This is a genomic window from Hymenobacter metallicola (assembly GCF_004745645.1).
In the GTDB taxonomy this organism is placed as follows: Bacteria; Bacteroidota; Bacteroidia; order Cytophagales; family Hymenobacteraceae; genus Hymenobacter; species Hymenobacter metallicola.
The window spans coordinates 108,054-125,329 of record NZ_SRMB01000005.1 but is presented as its reverse complement, the minus strand read 5'-3'; the positions used below and the strand labels follow the sequence as shown (position 1 = coordinate 125,329).

The window sequence follows — 17,276 nt, the reverse complement described above, 5'->3', positions numbered from 1 at the left end:
CTTAACGGCCCAGCAACGGTGGGGTTATTGGCACCGCAGCTTTTCCGGCCCGAAAACGTACTTTCGTTACCGATTCCTTTCTACCCTGTTCCCGTTTCATGAAAACATTATTTGCCGGCGTTGCGCTGGCGGCCCTGCCCTATCTGACGTTTGCCCAGCAAGCCGCAGCCCCAGCCGGCTACTGGCAGCAGGAAGTCAACTACTCGATAGACGTCACGCTCGATGACAAACAGCACGAGCTCAAGGGCACTGAAGAGCTGCAGTACACCAACAACTCGCCCGACCAGCTCACCTTTATCTGGTTTCACCTCTGGCCCAACGCTTACAAGGACAACAACACGGCCTTCGCTCAACAGCAGCTGCGCAATGGCAGCCGCAAGTTTGAGTTTGCCAAAGCCTCCGAACGGGGCTACATCGACCAGCTCGACTTCAAGGTAAACGGCCAGAGCGCTCAGCTCGCCTACGACCCGCAAAACCCGGACATGGCCAAGCTGATTCTGCCCCAGCCCCTGGCTCCGGGTGCCAAGGCGACCATTTCGACTCCCTTCCACGTCAAGATTCCTACCTCGTTTTCCCGGTTTGGCCACGTCGACCAATCGTACCAGATAACCCAATGGTACCCCAAGCCCGCCGTGTACGACCGCAAAGGCTGGCACCCGATGCCCTACCTCGACCAGGGCGAATTCTACTCGGAGTTTGGCGCGTTCGATGTGCGCATTACGCTGCCGGCCAACTATACGGTAGGCGCGACGGGCGTACTGCAAAACCCCGACGAACAACAGCGCCTGGATAAGCTGGCGGAGGCTACGGCCCAGAAAAAGACGCAGGAAGACTTTGGCAAGGACTTGTCGTTTCCGGTATCGTCGTCGGAAACCAAAACCCTGCGCTACGTGCAGGACCGGGTGCACGACTTTGCCTGGTTTGCCGACAAGCGCTTCAACGTGCTGAAAAGCGGCGTAACCCTGCCCTCCGGCCGCCAGGTTACGTCTTGGGTACTTTTCACCAATACCGACGCGGAGAAGTGGATTAAAGGCTTGCAGGACCTGAATGATGCACTGACGTACTACTCGCAGTGGGTGGGCGAATATCCGTACGCAGCGGCCACGGCCGTGGATGGCGCCCTGAGTGCCGGGGCCGGTATGGAATACCCCATGGTGACCGTGACTATGCCCTCCGCTATTATTCACGAAGTGGGCCACAATTGGTTTTACGGCATTCTGGGCTCCAATGAGCGGGATTTTGCCTGGATGGATGAGGGCGTCAACTCTTATATCGAAACCCGCATTGCCGAGCGCAACGACCCGCAGGCCGGCCAGTTCAGTGGTCTGCTCAAGTCAACTAAAATTGCGGGCAAGCTGGGCGTTGACGGCCTACCGGCTTCGGCCCTAAACCAGGTGCCCTACCAAGCGGAAGCCAGCCGTGGCCTCGACCAGCCCGTGAGTGGCTTGCGCGCTGACAAGTACGGCAAGCTCAATTACGGCCTCATTGTCTACATGAAGACGGCCGCTTTGCTGAAGTACCTGGCCGGCTATCTGGGGCAGGAACCATTCGACAAGGCCATGCATGCCTATTACGAAACCTGGCAGTTCCGGCACCCTTACCCCGAGGATATGCAGCGCGTGTTCGAAACCTCCACGGGCCAGCAGCTCGACTGGTTTTTCAAGGACATGCTGCAGAACACGTATCACTACGACGCGGCTCTGTCGGACATGCAGCTGACCGACTCCCAGGTGAAAGTACTAGTCCGCAACGACTCACCGGCCCCGTTTGCCGTGCCCGTTAGCACCGTAGATGCCCAGGGTAAGATTCTGGAGACGCAGTGGACCCCACTGATCAGCACGGAGGACGAGCAGGATGAGGTTCAACTTGACTTCCGCCGCGAAGGAGTAGCCGCCGTGGTCGTTGACGCGGGTTACGTAACCCCCCAGCTCAACCGCCGCGACGACCGAATGACCGTCTCGGGCTCTTTGCGCCGCTTCGAGCCCATCCGCATTAAGCCCTTGGCCAGCGTAGAGCGCTGGGACCGGGCTACACTTAACTGGTTCCCGGTCGTTGGCGCTAACACATCCGACAAATTCATGCTGGGCGCAGCCTTTTTCAACAGCCCGGTGCTGAACAAGAATCTGAATTACGTGGTGATGCCCATGTATAGCATCAACCGCAACGAAGTCAATGGCATTGCGCACGTCAACGTGAGCGTGCTGCCTAATACGGCTTTCCTGCGCCAAATTGTAACCAGCCTGACGCTGCAGCGCTTCGAGCGGTACTTCAAGGTAGAACCCAGCATTGCCTTTACCTTCCCCAAATCGGCTTATAACGGTCCGCAGCATACCCTGCGCGTAGCCAATACGGCTGTCAAAGACCAGGACCGTGGCAACGAGACCACCAGCATCCAAACCGGCGAATACACGGTGGCGGGGGGCAACGCCCTGCAAAAGTGGGGAGCCCAGGTAGAGCTGAACCAGTTGACTTCCGCTATTTCCCAGGAAACCGGCTCCACCCAGGCTACCTTGTTGCGGGCAGCCGCCACCTACCAGCGGTTCTATTCGCCGAAGAAGAAGGTTTCGGTGCGCTTGTTTGGGGGCCGTTTCCTGAATAGCTCTTCCGACTTCGTAATGGGCCTCAGCGGCAGCCCCGACTACCGCCGGCAAACGGCCTTCCTGGACCGGCAGATGATTTCCCATACCTTCACCGCGCAGGTACACCAAACCGATGACCGGGATGGGGCTTTTAAGGCGTTCTTACCCGTCTATAGCCAGAAATGGATTAGCACCCTGAATCTGCAGGCCGAGCTGCCAGTGACGCGCCTGGGCGTGTTTGCCGACTTTGGCGCCACCGATGAGCGGTTCCAGATTGAGGGCCGCACCAACACACAGCGGCTGTTCTACGACGCGGGCTTGGTGGTCCCTGTTATTCCCGATATCTTTCAGCTGTACCTCCCCGTGGCGGGCTCCCAGTACCAGGATGGTTTGCCCAGCAGCCGCAAGGATTTCACCGACCGGATCCGGTTTGTGCTGCGGCTCGAGCAACTCAATCCGTTCCGCCAAATCTCTCAACTTCTAGCCCAATAACCCTTTTTGTATGCGGCTTGCCTTCGGGAGTATCATCGTAAGCCTGTGCAGCCTGGGCCTAAGCAGTTGCCAAACTGACTACGCCCAGCTGCCCACGTTTTCGCCCGAACGCAAGCTGCTGCAAGTGGTGGTAGAAATACCCGCCGGCAGCAACCACGCCCAGCGCTACGACCCGGCCAAGAAGGATTTCCTGCCCGTGCGCAGGGCCGGCCTCGACCACATTGTAGAGTTCCTACCCTGCCCCGGCAACCAAGGCTTTATTCCGGGCACGCTACTGCCCAGTACGAATGCCCCGTTGCAGGCCATCGTCCTGGCCGAAACTCAGGCGGAGGGTACGGTTATAGAGGTGCTGCCTATTGGCGTGCTAACGCTTGATGACAACGGAGTGCTAGAGCAGGTGATTGTAGCCGTGCCGGCCCGGCCCAGCCAGCAGATTTTGCCGGGCATCGCGTCCTGGAAATCCCTGACCAAGCAGTTTCCCGGGGCTCAGCAGGCCGTCGGCCAGTGGTTTCAACACCAAGGCCGCATTGGCGAAGTTCGGCTAGTCGGCTGGAAAGATGAAAAAGCCGCTGATCAGCAAATTCACGCCGCGATGAAGTAAAAGCTTCCAGAACAACCATAAAAAAAGCCCGGTCGATTGCTCGACCGGGCTTTTCTGTTGGAGACGAGTAGGACTACTCAATCTTATTCATGCGCTCCTTTACAGCTTCCAGCGCTACGCGCATGTTGACAATGTCGGCGCGGGCAGCTTCCTGCTCTTTCAGGTTCGAGTCGATCAGGTTGTTGTATTGCAGCAATTCAGCGGCGTTCTGAGCCAGCTGCTGCTGAATTTCCTGCTTCTTCAGCTTGTTCTTCTCGATGTCCTTCTTAATGGCGTCCGCTTTGTTGATAACAGCCATGTGGTTATTCTGCGAGGAAACCAGAGCCTTCTCGGCTTCCGAAACCTGTACGGCCAAGTCTTCACGGTACAGCATGCGGGCGAAATCTTTCAGGTATTTCTCCGAAGCTTTCCACTGCACGGGCGTAGCATCCTTGCTCAGGTAAGCGTTGCCCAAGTCAATCGACCACCATACGGTAGTACCCGTTGGCGTAGCATCAACTTTGCTGATCACGCGGATAGGGGTTTTGGAGATGTCTTCGATTACAACGCCGTCCATGGTGTAAACACCTTTGTCCGACTTGAATTTGCTGCCGAATTTTTCGCCCAGCATTTTCTGCCACGATTCGTCTACGCGCTTGCTGTCCAGCTGGATGGTAACACGCTGGCCCTTACGGGGAATACCCTTGATGGCCATGTCTGTTTCATCTACGGGCGATTTCTGCGCGTAGCCAGTCACTGATAGCAAAAGCATCAGTAGCAGAGAGAGGAGTACGCCTGGTTTCATAGTGAAATGAAGAAGTTAGAGAAAAAGAAGTTACAAAAGGTGAAGTTGGCTCCGGCGATAGAAATCCAACTCACCAAATTTAACCAGACTCCCCTGATGTTGACGCACCTGTGATTGATTTTTTTTGCAGAATATTCATTTTATTGGATAGTGACTATCTAATATTACCAAAATTCAACTAGCATGTACTTAAAACCAGATTAAGTAAAACTGCTTCTTTGTGCACAAACTGCGTAATCTAGTTGGAAATCAAAACAAAAGATGGTATTACCAGTTCAAGGATCCTATGAAAGTAACCGTGTGCCGAAAAGAACATTTCAATGCCGCGCACCGCTTGCACAACCCCGCCTGGAGCGAGGAGCGCAACGAGCAGGTATTTGGTAAGTGCAATAACCCTCATTACCACGGCCATAACTATGAGCTAACGGTACGGCTAACAGGTAGCGTCGACCCGGCCACGGGCTACGTATATGACCTGAAGCGCTTGAGTGACCTCATCAAACGCGAGATTCTGGATACCTTTGACCATCGAAACCTGAATCTTGACACCGAGGATTTTCGCGAGCTTAACCCTACGGCCGAAAATATTGCTGTCGTGATTTGGAATCGGCTGCGTGCTCACGTTGAGCCGCACTTGGCCCTGTCGGTCACGCTGTATGAAACCGACCGCAACTTTGTAGAATACCATGGATAACTCCGTGTCAGCGGCCGCGGCCGCGCACAGCTCTGGACCCGCCGACTCCCACCTCGCGCCGGATCTGCGCACTCCTCTCCGCCCGGATGCCTTTGCTTTATCGGACGAGGAAAAAATTGCCGGAATTGCCGAGCACTTCCACGAAATCATGCACCTGCTGGGCTTGGACCTGAGCGACGACAGCCTGAAGGGGACTCCGCGCCGGGTGGCTAAGATGTACGTGCACGAATGGTTCCGGGGCCTCGACCCTAAGCACCGGCCCGAAGTGAAGCTGTTTGAGAATCGCTACGGCTACCACCAGCTGCTGGTAGAGAAAGATATTACCGTGTTTTCGTGCTGTGAACACCACTTTGTGCCCATCATGGGCAAAGCGCACGTGGCCTACTTGCCCGGCGAGCATGTGGTGGGGTTGTCGAAGCTGAACCGGGTAGTGCAGTACTACGCCCGGCGCCCCCAGGTGCAGGAACGCCTGACCCGCCAGATTGCGGAGGAGCTGAAACACTCTCTTCGTACCGAAAACGTGGCAGTGCTTATCGAAGCCGACCACTTGTGCGTGATGAGCCGGGGCGTAAACGATACGGGTAGCAGCACCCTGACGGCCGAGTACGGCGGCTTGTTTAAGGAGGATCAGGGGCTGCGGGCAGAGTTTCTGCGCCTAATCGGGAAATGAAAAAGACGGGTCGTTCGCTATTAGTATAGTAGCTTGCGGCCTGCTTTCTTGTTTACTTCGTTACTCAACCGCCAACTCCTGACCTCTAACCGTGGCCAGGATACTCAGAAAATGTCCCAGAAAGTTCTCATTACCGGTGGCACTGGCCTGATTGGAACACGCTTGGCAGAGATGCTGATTGACGCGGGCTACGAAGTAGCCTTGCTGAGCCGCACCCCCAGCCAGAGCCGTTACCGCAGCTTTCGGTGGGACCCCCAACACGGTACCATTGATGAGGCGGCCGTACGTTATGCCGACCATATCATTAATCTGGCGGGCTCCAGCGTATCGGAAGGGAAGTGGACGGAGGAGCGCAAACGCGACATTATGACCAGCCGCCTGGGCGGGACGGGCTTGCTGGTGCGTGAATTGGCCAAAGGCGGCCACCACGTGCGCACCTTTCTCTCGGCCTCCGCTATTGGTATCTACGGCGACAGTGCCGACCGGGTCGTGACGGAGGAAACCCCGCCGGCCCCAGCCGACGACTTTCTGGCTGACGTAGCCCACCAATGGGAACTAGCCGTGCAACCCGTGACCGATATGGGTATCCGGACGGTTATCGTTCGAATCGGCATAGTATTGAGTACCCAAGGTGGCGCGTTGCCCCCTATGGCCCGCCCCATCAAGCTGATGGCCGGAGCGGCGCTGGGTTCAGGCAAACAGTATATGTCCTGGATTCACCTCGACGACGTGTGCCGCCTCTTTATGCAGGCCCTGGAAGAGCCCGAGTGGCGGGGCGTCTACAATGCCGTGGCCCCAAACCCGGTCACCAACCAGGAATTCACCGAAGCCCTGGCCGAAGTGATGCACCGCCCGTTGGTGCTGCCGAAGGTGCCGGCATTTGGCCTTAAGCTCGTACTAGGCGAGATGAGCGAAATTATCCTGGCTTCCCAGCGGGTGAGTGCCACGAAAGTGCTTAACACCGGCTTTCAATTTGAGTATCCGGATTTGAAGCCGGCCCTGAAATCGTTCTACGGCGAGGAATAGCAGGTTAAGATCCACGCAATAGGTTAAGGGCTAAGCCGTCGTCCGCTCCCTTACAGTTTAATACTATCCGGTACGGCAGCGCCCTGCGTATTGAGCTGCTCCAGCAGATTATCGGTGGCAATAGTATCAACGGCTTCGGCGCGGCGCCGGCGCGGCTCAGACTCGGAAACGCAGATGTACTTTTTGGTGATTTTGGAGGCAGGCCTCGGGAAGGGGCCCATGGTAATATCCAGGTCTTCGTCTTTGTAAAGCTTCTCCATGTAGGTACCAAAGATGGGAAGAGCCATCCGGCCGCCTTCCCCCTGCTGGGAGCCGTAGAAGTGAATACTCCGGTCTTCGCCGCCTACCCACACCCCCGTTACCAAGTCCTTGGTAACACCCATATACCAACCGTCGGAATAGTTGGAAGTGGTGCCGGTTTTGCCCCCAATCTGATTGTCTTTTTTCCAGAGGTCGTATTCCCACAACGCCTGGGAGGTGCCCCCGGGTTCGTCCATGCCGCCGCGCAGCATGTAAAGCATCAGCCAAGCCGTTTCCGATGGAATAGCGCGCTTCTGCTTGGGGTCAAACTGCTTGATGACGTTGCCGTTGCGGTCTTCGATGCGGGTAATAAACTGCGGCTCGCTCTGAAAGCCGCTATTGACAAACGTGCTGTAGGCATCCACCATTTCATACACGCTCACGTCGCCGCCGGAACCCAGGCCAATGCTGGGCACGGGCAGCAACGGGCTGGTAATGCCGACTTTGTGGGCATACTTAGCTACGTTTTCCCAACCTACCTTCTCAGTGAGCTGGGCCGTAACGGAGTTCACCGACCGGGCCATAGCGTGGCGCAGGGTCATGTTGATGCCGGTGTATTCGCGGGTCACGTTGTCGGGCTGCCACTCCATGTCTTTGCCGTTTTCCACGTACTTGATGGTCACACGCTGGTCGCGGATACGGTCGCAGGGCGTGTAGCCGTTGTCGAGGGCCGTCAGGTACACGAAAGGCTTGAAGGTGGAGCCGGCCTGGCGACGGCCCTGCTTGACGTGGTCGTACTTGAAGAAGCGGAAATTAATGCCCCCCACCCAGGCTTTCACATGCCCCGTGAACGGGTCCATGGTCATCATGCCCGCGTGCAGGAAGTGCTTATAGTAAGCCAGCGAATCGAGGGGTGAAAGCACCAGCGTGGTGTCGCCGTCGCCTTTCCAGGTAAAGACCTTCATGGGGCGCTTGGCGTGCAGGGCGGAGTCGAGGCGGGCGGGCTGGCCTTGGTAGCGGGCCGCCAGCTCCTTGTAGAGCTCGGTGCGCTTGATCTGGGTTTCGATAAAGCCCGGAATTTCCTTGCCTTCATCATCCACCCAGGGGTTGCCGCCGCGGTTGCGCCAGAACCGGTCGAACTGCTGCTGCAGCTTTTTCATGCGGTCCTGGACGGCATCCTCGGCGTGCGCCTGCATCCGCGAGTCGATGGTGGTATAGATTTTCAGCCCGTCGCGGTACATATCGTAGCCGTTGGCCTCACACCACTTGTTCACGTACTGGCTCACAGCGCCCCGGAAATAGGTATCGGGCCCGTCGATGTGCTTCTCAACCCGGTATTGCAACACAATGGGCAGCTGCTGGAGCGAGTCGATTTTGGCCGCCGGCAGGATGCTGGCCTGCTTCATGCGCGAGAGCACCACGTTGCGGCGCTTCAGGGCGGCTTCGGGGTGAAACTTGGGGTTGAAGGCCGTCGGGTTGTTGACCATCCCTACCAGCATGGCCGCCTGTTCGGGCTTCAGACTGTCGGGAGACGTATTGAAGAAGGTTTTGGCCGCGACCTTGATGCCAAAGGCCTGGGAGCCGTATTCAACGGTATTGAGGTACATCCGCAGAATTTCCTCTTTGGTGTAGCGCTTTTCCAGCTCCACGGCCGTGAGCCACTCCTTGGTCTTGCTGATAATGGTGCTGACCACGGGAATATGCCCGAGCAGGCCCCGCTCGCCGCGCCGGGTTTTGTAGAGGTTCTTGGCCAGCTGCTGGGTTAGCGTTGAGCCGCCGCCGTTGCGGCCGCCCCCGGCCACGGCCCGGGCCAGAGCCGTCAGGTCGATGCCGGAATGCTCGTAATAGCGAATGTCTTCGGTGGCAACAAGGGCCTTGACGAGCAGGGGCGAAATCTGGTTGAAAGGAACCGGGGAGCGGTTTTCGCGGAAATACTTACCGATCAGTACCCCATCGGCCGTGTAGAGCTCCGAGGCCTGCTCTACCCGCGGGTTTTCCAGATCCTCCAGGCCCGGCGACTTGCCGAACAAAAACAGGAAGTTGCTCTTGACCAGAATTGGATACAGCAGAAAAATGCCGACGCCCACGACGAATAACCCCCAGACTGTGCGCGACACGATGTTGGGCCAACGGCGCGGGGGGCGGGAAGCGGCGGTTGTATTCGGTTGTTCGGAAGCGGACATTCGGGACGGATAGAGGCAGCAGGAGGCCAAGCTCCTGGCAACTGAAGTGCAAATATACCAGTTAGGCGCGGCCCCGTAAGCGTCGGAGTTGCTCCGACCGGGGTATTTACCCGGCTAAGTAGCCATAACCAACGAATTACGGCGACTTTGCCAGGTAGCCAGCACGATCAACAGGCCCTTGCCCGTGTCGAGCAGCAGGTTGTCGAGCCGGTGGTAGTTTAGATAAAGCCCGAGCCCGATGCCCATCCACCAGAAGCCTAATACGTAACAGAGCGTAGCGTAGTGCGGCTGCCGGCGCCAGACCTGCCACAGAGCCGCGGCGTCGACTACCGATACAAACAGCAGCAGCCAGGCCAGGGCGTAAGCCATGAACCGGGTATCGGGGGTAGCCCCTACCCCAAACTTAGCCAATAGCACCTCCGGGGCGGCAAACCCGCCCACGGTGAGCCCCAACTCAATAACCAAAGCGAGCAACAGGAGAACGAGCAGCGCGGTACGGGCCATAGTACAAGGTTGGGTGGGAAAGGCCGTAAGCTAGTGAAAACGAGGCTTTGTTGAGAGCGTACCCCAACCGCAGTAGCTAGTAGTTGGGCGCCTGTCTGGCCGGGCTACCCGCCGTGGTAGCAAGGTGCTTTGCCGCCAAGCAGCGCCAGTATTCTTACCCCAAGAGCTCTACCCGCTAAGCATAGCAACGCCCCGGCCGCAGCAGCCGGGGCGTTTAAGGATAAAACACTAGCTATTACTGCGCCTTGCGCCTACTGTATACCGCACCAAGTATAGATACCACCTTTCCTGTTTCAGCCGCTGGGTACATTGGCAGCGTGAGCCGGGCGGCTGAGGTTTCTGAGTCGCTAGAAAGAGCCGGGGAGTAAGGCCGCTGCTTACTCCCATAAGAAGATGAGGGCACCGAACAAGAAGAGCAGTCCGCCTCCAAATGCCGCCACCGAGGCAAACCGCCAGATGGTTTTCCAGAAGAAGCTCTGCACTACCTCCGCCAACTGCCAGGTCAAATACACGGCAATCCAGGGTAGCAGGAGCACGCAGCCCACGGCCAGCCCGGTAAAGAACGGCTGAGCCAGCGGGGTATGCGGCCACAGCTCCCAAGCCAGTTCTACGTTGAGTAAACTAAAAACCAGCACGCCCACCGTCCACCACAGCAACGGAGGAGCCACCTGCAACACGAGCCGGATACAGTACAACAGGTTTTCCATGGTCCAGCAGCTACCCGTTCAGCATTGTAGCATCGGCTGCGCCGAGCCAGAGCAGCACCACGCCGAAGCTCCCGGCCAGCAGGTGAAACAGCAGGCCCAGCACAAAGACAAAGGCCCCCTGCATGCCCTGCAGCGCGGGGCAGTGCCCCAGCCGCCACATCGGCGCGGTGGTGTAGCGGGCCACCGCCACGTTGGCCGCTACAATTAGGCCCAGGGCAGTCCAGGTATTATACACCAGCCTGGTTAGCCACCCGGCAGCTTCGGCGTGGCCGGCGTGGTACCAGTCGGGCAGCTGCAGCCAGAACCAGAGCCCGGCCACGACGCTGATGAGCACGCCCAGACTGGGGCCGGCCGAAGCCACGGGCGTCAGCCGATTGTCCAAGGTCTTCATACTTCCTGCGCTTCGTAAAAACCAATTGTAGAACGCAGCGGCGGCACCTGGGCAATGCCCCGGCCTAGGCTACCCGCGGGCAGCTGAGCCAGCTGTTCCAAAGTCAACTCAGGCTTGTCGGTGCCATACAGCTGCCAAAGCACCGGAATCAGCAGGGAAATTGTGGCCTGCGCAATGACTTGGCGGGCCAGCCGCTGGTACTGGTTCAGGCCGGGAGTCGGGGAAGTGAGGTCCATACATAAGTTGGTAGACGGCATGGAAAAATTGGCTACAGGCTGGCCAGAATATCAGCGCTTTGGGGCGACCAAATGGTCATCAGCAAGAACACGGCCCCGAGCATAAGAGCCAGCACGGTGCCGGCCACCGGCAGCACCAGCCAGAGCAGGCGGTGGCGGCGGACGTCGGGCGAGGCGGCCTGCTCCTGCCAGGCCAGGACCTGGGCCAGCGCCACAATACCGCCCGCGCACAGCAGAATCATCAGCAGACTAAGGGCGAACTGTAACATGGCCAAGGGCGGGTAAAGGATGAGCATCGAAGTAACGGGCTGCCTGGTAGTCGGCCCAGGAAAGGCTGGGCCAGTGACGCTGGGCCTGCTGGGCCCGAAAGCTGCGGATGCGGGCCTGCAGAGCCTGGCGGGCCTCCTCCTGGGGCCAGGGCGCCCAGTGGTTGTAGCCATCCTCACGAATCAGCGTCTGCCGGCCGAGCGTAGCCGCGTGGGCGGCCAGCTCGGGCAGCACCCGGTCGGGCATGTCGAGCAGGAAGCCGTAGTCGATTTCCCGGAAGCGGGGTTGCAGGTTGTAGCGCGCAATCCAGATTTCCCAGTTGCCGCAGGCCAGCAGTACCATCACGGTGTACACGGCCAGGGCATTGAGTCGCACCAAAGCGTAGGCCGAGCGGCGCTGCCACACTTTGAGCAGCACGGTAGCCAGCCCGAAAAAGGTTAGCAGCAGGAAGCCGTACACCCCGATGCGCTTGTAGGCCAGGCCCGTGTACTGGATGTAGTAGTAATTGCGCAAGCCCACCGACACGGCCAGTACCGCGTTTTGCAGCACCCACACCGTGGCGCCCCAGCGCAGCACCGGCAAGCCGGGCTGGTAGAAGTTCAGGTTGCGCCGGAAAAACCACAGCACAATGCCCATAGCCACCAGGATACTGAAAATCAGCACGTAGGTACCCTCGTGCACAAACTGGGTCAGGTCGAAGTCTCTGGTAGGAACGAAGCCAAACCAGATCCAGCGGATGTCGATGACGTTTACGACCAGCAACAGCACGTTGACGAGCCCAATCAGACTCAGCGCCATCAGGTATTCCTTGCGCAGGTCGAGGGTGCGGAAAGCGGCGGGGCGGAAATCGGGGCGGCGCACGGCAAAGGAGGCCACCCGGTCGCGGCTACGGCGCACAACCTCCCCAAAGCGCGACTCCTGATCGGCAAAGTAATGCACCGGAATAAGGAAGACGGCGCCGGCGGTCAGCAACAGCCCCAGAACAAAAAACAACAAATGCGGCACCGACAGCCGGGCAAAGAGCAAGTCCAACGCTTGCCCGAGCAACTCCAGCACCCGGCCGCTGAAATAGCTGTATTGGGGATTCGCTACCACAAACAGGCAGTGAAACAGCAGCAGCGCCGCCAGCGGTACGCCCAGCAGCCGCCCGTAGTACCACAGCCGGCTGGCCCGCCCACTCACATTGGCCGGAAACCGAACCAGCTGCCCGACCCGCTCGATGGCCGGGAACAGGTTTACCAGGCTGGTCAGCACGGCGTAGCCCACCAGCTTCAGGTGACTTTGATTGACGTAACCCAGCCACGCCGCCAACGACACCACGCAGCTCAGCTGCGCGGCCGCCGAGCTGTAGACAGCCACCATCACGGCACTGATACCGGTTCCGGCCAGCGTCAGCCAGAAGTAGCCCGAGCGCCAGGCTGCCGCGTGCCGGGGCAAGCCCGCCAGCACGCCGCCCACCACAAAAGCCGTGTAGAGCAGCATGCTCAGGGCAGCCCGCTCCTGCCAGAACAGCACATCGAACAGGACGGCGCCGACCGGTAGCAGAAGCTTTTGCAGGTTTGTTAGCGGGAAAGGAGCGGCCTTGGCGGCAGGAGCGGCCGGCCAGCCCGCGGAAGAGGAAGTGAAAGTAGTCATTGCTGCGTAATGCTTAAAAGAACTTTGTATTTCAAAGTATAAAGACAAAAAACAAAAAAAAGAGTCTCCCTAGTTTTCTGCGGAAGTTGCGGGAGCCATGGGCCAACAGATTCTCAGCGCCAGCTCCCACCCCCAATTCAGGAGTAATAGCAGACTCATGGCCAGAATCAGCACCCACAGTACCAGGGTGTCGAGGCCGAGCATCAGCCAGGACGGAGTAGCAGGAACAAGGTCGGGAAGCATAGGAGAAGGCATAAGCTGGGCATTTTAAAAGAACTTTGTATTTCAAAGTTTATCCATAAAAAAAGACTACGGAGAACCCCGCAGCAGCTTTTCGAGGGCAGTAAGATGGTCTTGAAAGGCGCTTTTCCCCTCTTTGGTAGCCTGATACGTAGTATTGGGCTTCTTGCCGACAAACTGCTTATTGACCAGTACATAGCCTGCTTTTTCCAAGGCCGATACGTGGCTGGCCAAGTTACCATCGGTTAGGTCGAGGGCTTCCTTCAGGTCATTAAAGCTCACGGCTTCGTTGGCCATGAGCACTGCCATGACGCCCAACCGCACCCGGTTGTCGAAAGCCTTATTGAGCGTATGGATGAGGTGTTTCACAGCGTGGGCCGGGGCGCGCGTTCGTAGCGGTTGTACATAAGAAGACCGTAGCCAATATGGCCCAGTCCGAAACCCAGGGCAAAGAAAATCAGACCCCAGCCGGGCAGCAGAATGGCTACCAAACCGAGGGCCATCTGGGTGAGGCCCAGCAGACGAATTTCATCGAGGGTATATTTGCTGGCGTTGAGCAGGGCAAGGCCGTAAAACAACAGCAAACCCGGCACAACAAACGAAGCCGCGCCGCGAAGATACAACCCCAGGCAGAACAACCCACCGGCTACCAGCGGCAGGGCCAGGCTCAGGGCCAGGCGGCGGGCCGGCGCATCCCAAAGAGTGCGGCCTTCCCGGTTGGTCCGGCGCCAGGTAAAATAGAAGGCCACCAGCAGCGCCAGCCCAATCATGCCCACGGCCAAGCCCAGCAAAAAGGGCAAGGCCGTCTGCCGCCGCTCTTCTGAGCCAACCATCAAACTCAGGAAGCCTTGCTGGCCAAAGTGAGCTTGCAGGTACCAATGCCCAACGGCGGCCCCGGCCAGCGCCACTACCCCGGCGCCCACCCCTGAGAGGCCACTGAGCGACAAGAAGCGGGAGGACCGCTCCATAATGGCGCGAATCTCGGTGAGTTGAGCAAGTGGATCGGTAGCTGGCTTCATGTCTTTCAGAGCACTTTGTGATGCAAAGCTAGTAGACAACCGATATATTGCAAGCCTAACCGGATTAACATTTTTCAAATTTTCCTGCGCTATGGATTATGTAGCCCCGTCGACTACTAACCGCTGGCTACCGATAGGCCGATTGGTATTAGCCGCAGTAGGCCAGTATATACTTATTCTGGTGTTAGGTACGCTACTGTGGGTGCTCTTGTCAGCCAGTTTGTCCGATACAAATGGTGAGCAGGTCAATTTTGTGGAAGAAATAGAAAAACTGCTGGGAACCTTAGGCTTCGTTACCTACCTCGCCCTGTGGTTATCCTGGCCGGCATTCCTGGTTCTATTCGCCACGCTGGCCGGGCTACGCCGCTACGGCCCCCGCAGGCCTGCCTGGCAACGCTGGGCCTGGCTGCTGATGGGCGTAACCCTGGGGGCTTTTTTACCCGTACCCACCCTTCAGGAAGCCGGGTCAGAATTCGTAGATGTGAACTGGTTCTGGGCCCTGAAAACATGCCGGTCCTGGATTCTGGCGGCCTACCTGGTTACGCTGTGGGCTAATCGTTCTTATCTGCGTTCCGCTTTTCCTTCCTCCTCCCAGACCTCCCATGCGCCTGCGCCTCCAGCTATTTGAATTTGAAGACCTGCCCTGGTTTCCCGGGGTCATCAGGGCTGGCATGATGGACTACCTGCGCTTTATGATTAGTGCCCTGAATACCTACCAGCCCATTGTGCCCCTGCTTCGGGAGGCCCTGCAAGCCACGGGGCAGCAGCGGCTCGTAGAACTAGGGGCCGGGGCCGGGGGCGGTACCGAGGGCGTGACGCTGGCCTTGCGCCAATACCCCGAGTTGCAGCAGTTGCGCGTCACCCTTACTGATTTGTATCCGCAGCCCGCCGCCTGGCAGCTGCTGGCCCAGCGCAATGCCCCGGTCATCGACTTTGAGCCCGTCCCGGTAAATGCCCTGGCGGTGCCGCCCGGGCTGGTGGGTTTTCGCACTATTTTTTCTGCTTTTCACCACTTCTCCCCCCCTGCCGCCGAGGCTATGCTGGCCGATGCCGTGCGCCAGAACTCGGGCATTGGCGTGTTTGAAGGCGCGGGCAAGCACTGGCTCGAAATTCTGTTGGCCTGGACGGTGCTGCCCGTGGCCCAGTTGCTGATTACGCCCTTTATGCGCCCTTTCCGGCTCAGCCGGCTGTTTTTCACCTACGTTGTGCCACTTATTCCTCTCTTCACTATCTGGGATGGCACCGTTTCAATTCTGCGCATGTATCCGCCGGCCCAGCTGCTGGAGCTGGCCCGCCGTGCCGACCCCGGCCAGCAATTTCACTGGCAGGCGGGCAAAGTGCGCCACAGCTGGGGGCCCGAGGTAACCTATCTGGTGGGCTATCCGAAGTAGGCTAACCAGTGGGTTTGGCCCGAACGTCTACATTTGCTTTATGCTGCTTGCTTACCGCCGGGCGCTGCCGCTGCTGCGCATCCCCTTTTCCATCTACCTGATGCCGGTGTACTGGTTTGGGCTTAGTGCCCTGCCCCAGGCGGTGGCACCGGGGCGAGCCGCCGCCGTATTCCTGATTCTGCACCTGCTGGTGTATCCGGCCTCCAACGGCTACAACTCCTACTACGACCGGGACGAAGGCAGCATTGGCGGCCTCAAGCGCCCCCCGAAGGTATCCGAGGAGTTAATTCACCTGGTCTGGCTGTTCGACGCGTTGGCCGTGCTGGGAGCGGCCTTGTTGTCGCCGCTGTTTGCCGCGCTGGTAGCCGTGTATCTGCTCGTTTCCAAAGCCTATAGCTACGAAGGAGTCCGGCTTAAGAAGTACCCGTTTCTGAGCACTGCAGTGGTCGTCGTTTTTCAAGGGGCCTTTACCTTCCTGATGACCCAGGTCGGGGTTGGAGCACCCACAGGCGCTATTCTGGAATCCTCTAACTTGCTGCTGGCCTTGGTCAGCACCCTGTTTCTGTGCGGCTCCTACCCGCTCACGCAGGTATATCAGCACCAGGAAGACCGGCAGCGCGGCGACCAGACCCTCAGCCTGTGGCTCGGCATTCGGGGCACCTTCCTTTTTGCGGGCGTGGGCCTGCTGGCCGGGGCAGTACTGATGGCTATAGCGTATTGGCTGCGCCACGAACTGCGCAACCTGCTGATTTTCCTGGTTGCCACCGGTCCGGTCGTCTTTCTGTTTACGCGCTGGGCCTGGGCCGTGTGGCACAACCCAGCCGCCGCCGATTATGAGCATACCATGCGGATGAATCAGGTATCATCCTTATGCCTGAGCGGTGCTTTTCTGGTGATGCTGATTCTAAGCTATGTGTAGCTCGTGGCTCAACAGGAAAGCCAAACGGTACGTATTGCGCAGCAATTACCACCTATAAGCGCCTTCAACGACTATGCGTACACTCGCTTTGCTTTCACTGCTGACTTTGTCTAGTGCCTGCTCTACCTCCGATTCGTCGCAGACCACGAGTGCCACCACCACCGACTCCGTGGCCACGGCAGCCGAGCCGCTGGATACGGCCCGGGCGCAGAATGTGACGGCTCAGTCGGATACGTTGAAGGTAGTGCGACAACGCCACGTTTTTTCTTCACCCGGCTCTCCCGACCTCTTTACGGCCGTGCTGCGCGGTACTTCGGTGCTCAACGGGCAGGTTTCCTTTACGATTACGGATGCGGCCGGGCAGGTCATCTTCCGCGAGATGCTGAGCCCGGCTGATCTGGAAGCCTCGATGGTGTATGAGATGAAAACCGCTACGGCCACCCAAGCCGAGCGCGAGGCCTTTGTTCGCCGCCGAATCGACAACCTTTTCGCCGAGCCAAACTTCCGCAAGCCCGCCGTGGGCTCCCAAGACACCTACACGCCCGGCGACCTGGACCGCGCCACCTGGGACGACCTACGCAAGCGCCCCGACGCCATGAGCTTCCAGTATCTGGTTGGCAAGGAAGACCGCAAGCGGATTGTCTGGTCGCCGCTGAAAAAGCAGGTAGTGCATCTGCCGAGCCAGGGCGGCTAGCGGC

20 protein-coding genes are annotated in these 17,276 nt (G+C 58.5%); 9 read left to right on the top strand and 11 right to left on the bottom strand.

Annotated elements, in window-relative coordinates; genetic code table 11:
- The first annotated feature begins 98 nt into the window (after positions 1-98).
- Both E5K02_RS21290 and E5K02_RS21285 read left to right on the top strand, forming a co-directional pair.
- Positions 99-3,071, top strand: coding sequence for a M1 family metallopeptidase (locus E5K02_RS21290; RefSeq protein WP_135397779.1), 2,973 nt, complete (start codon positions 99-101; stop codon positions 3,069-3,071).
- Between the two features lie 10 nt (positions 3,072-3,081).
- A complete protein-coding gene (locus tag E5K02_RS21285) occupies positions 3,082-3,672 on the top strand; it encodes an inorganic diphosphatase (protein ID WP_135397777.1) in 591 nt (196 codons plus the stop codon).
- 73 nt (positions 3,673-3,745) lie between these two features.
- On the opposite strand, the gene E5K02_RS21280 is transcribed toward E5K02_RS21285, so the two are convergent.
- Positions 3,746-4,423 carry a DNA repair ATPase gene (locus E5K02_RS21280; RefSeq protein ID WP_135397775.1) on the bottom strand — a complete coding sequence of 226 codons (678 nt, stop codon included), beginning with the start codon at positions 4,421-4,423 and terminating at the stop codon, positions 3,746-3,748.
- A 319-nt stretch (positions 4,424-4,742) separates the two neighbouring features.
- Here E5K02_RS21280 and E5K02_RS21275 point away from each other — a divergent pair, with 319 nt between their 5' ends.
- From E5K02_RS21275 to E5K02_RS21265, 3 genes are all read left to right on the top strand, one after another.
- The gene (locus E5K02_RS21275; protein ID WP_135397773.1) at positions 4,743-5,150 is read left to right on the top strand and encodes a 6-pyruvoyl trahydropterin synthase family protein; all 408 of its coding nucleotides are present in this window, start codon (positions 4,743-4,745) and stop codon (positions 5,148-5,150) included.
- Positions 5,143-5,820: a GTP cyclohydrolase I FolE gene (gene folE, locus E5K02_RS21270; protein WP_135397771.1), complete on the top strand. Its 678-nt coding sequence runs from the start codon at positions 5,143-5,145 to the stop codon at positions 5,818-5,820. Before E5K02_RS21275 ends, folE begins: the two co-directional genes overlap by 8 nt.
- A gap of 111 nt (positions 5,821-5,931) precedes the next feature.
- Positions 5,932-6,846, top strand: a complete 915-nt coding sequence (locus E5K02_RS21265; protein ID WP_135397769.1) for a TIGR01777 family oxidoreductase — start codon at positions 5,932-5,934, stop codon at positions 6,844-6,846.
- A gap of 50 nt (positions 6,847-6,896) precedes the next feature.
- On the opposite strand, the gene E5K02_RS21260 is transcribed toward E5K02_RS21265, so the two are convergent.
- The 10 genes from E5K02_RS21260 to E5K02_RS21220 form a co-directional block, all read right to left on the bottom strand.
- Positions 6,897-9,269, bottom strand: a complete 2,373-nt coding sequence (locus E5K02_RS21260) for a transglycosylase domain-containing protein (protein WP_135397767.1) — start codon at positions 9,267-9,269, stop codon at positions 6,897-6,899.
- A 114-nt stretch (positions 9,270-9,383) separates the two neighbouring features.
- Complete coding sequence (locus E5K02_RS21255) at positions 9,384-9,773, bottom strand: hypothetical protein (RefSeq protein WP_135397765.1); 390 nt, start codon at positions 9,771-9,773, stop codon at positions 9,384-9,386.
- Between the two features lie 377 nt (positions 9,774-10,150).
- On the bottom strand, positions 10,151-10,480 hold the full coding sequence (locus tag E5K02_RS21250) for a hypothetical protein (protein ID WP_135397763.1): 330 nt from the start codon (positions 10,478-10,480) through the stop codon (positions 10,151-10,153).
- A gap of 10 nt (positions 10,481-10,490) precedes the next feature.
- Positions 10,491-10,871 (bottom strand): hypothetical protein, encoded by a 381-nt coding sequence (locus tag E5K02_RS21245; RefSeq protein WP_135397761.1) that lies wholly within the window; start codon positions 10,869-10,871, stop codon positions 10,491-10,493.
- Entirely contained in the window at positions 10,868-11,107 is a 240-nt protein-coding gene (locus E5K02_RS21240) for a hypothetical protein (protein WP_135397759.1), read from the bottom strand. Before E5K02_RS21240 ends, E5K02_RS21245 begins: the two co-directional genes overlap by 4 nt.
- 32 nt (positions 11,108-11,139) lie before the next feature.
- The gene (locus E5K02_RS21235; protein WP_135397757.1) at positions 11,140-11,376 is read right to left on the bottom strand and encodes a hypothetical protein; all 237 of its coding nucleotides are present in this window, start codon (positions 11,374-11,376) and stop codon (positions 11,140-11,142) included.
- Positions 11,357-13,009 carry a DUF4153 domain-containing protein gene (locus E5K02_RS21230; RefSeq protein ID WP_135397755.1) on the bottom strand — a complete coding sequence of 551 codons (1,653 nt, stop codon included), beginning with the start codon at positions 13,007-13,009 and terminating at the stop codon, positions 11,357-11,359. The genes E5K02_RS21235 and E5K02_RS21230 overlap by 20 nt, the downstream gene beginning before the upstream one ends.
- 69 nt (positions 13,010-13,078) lie before the next feature.
- Positions 13,079-13,252, bottom strand: a complete 174-nt coding sequence (locus tag E5K02_RS25685) for a hypothetical protein (RefSeq protein ID WP_167856530.1) — start codon at positions 13,250-13,252, stop codon at positions 13,079-13,081.
- A 66-nt stretch (positions 13,253-13,318) separates the two neighbouring features.
- On the bottom strand, positions 13,319-13,618 hold the full coding sequence (locus E5K02_RS21225) for a winged helix-turn-helix domain-containing protein (RefSeq protein WP_135397753.1): 300 nt from the start codon (positions 13,616-13,618) through the stop codon (positions 13,319-13,321).
- The gene (locus E5K02_RS21220) at positions 13,615-14,268 is read right to left on the bottom strand and encodes a hypothetical protein (protein ID WP_135397751.1); all 654 of its coding nucleotides are present in this window, start codon (positions 14,266-14,268) and stop codon (positions 13,615-13,617) included. Before E5K02_RS21220 ends, E5K02_RS21225 begins: the two co-directional genes overlap by 4 nt.
- Before the next feature lie 91 nt (positions 14,269-14,359).
- Here E5K02_RS21220 and E5K02_RS21215 point away from each other — a divergent pair, with 91 nt between their 5' ends.
- The 4 genes from E5K02_RS21215 (at position 14,360) to E5K02_RS21200 (ending at position 17,272) form a co-directional block, all read left to right on the top strand.
- Positions 14,360-14,896, top strand: a complete 537-nt coding sequence (locus tag E5K02_RS21215) for a hypothetical protein (protein ID WP_135397749.1) — start codon at positions 14,360-14,362, stop codon at positions 14,894-14,896.
- Entirely contained in the window at positions 14,871-15,659 is a 789-nt protein-coding gene (locus E5K02_RS21210) for an NUDIX hydrolase (protein ID WP_135397747.1), read from the top strand. Before E5K02_RS21215 ends, E5K02_RS21210 begins: the two co-directional genes overlap by 26 nt.
- Before the next feature lie 40 nt (positions 15,660-15,699).
- Positions 15,700-16,578: a UbiA family prenyltransferase gene (locus tag E5K02_RS21205; RefSeq protein WP_135397745.1), complete on the top strand. Its 879-nt coding sequence runs from the start codon at positions 15,700-15,702 to the stop codon at positions 16,576-16,578.
- A 73-nt stretch (positions 16,579-16,651) separates the two neighbouring features.
- The gene (locus tag E5K02_RS21200; protein ID WP_135397743.1) at positions 16,652-17,272 is read left to right on the top strand and encodes a hypothetical protein; all 621 of its coding nucleotides are present in this window, start codon (positions 16,652-16,654) and stop codon (positions 17,270-17,272) included.
- The last annotated feature ends 4 nt before the right edge of the window (positions 17,273-17,276 follow it).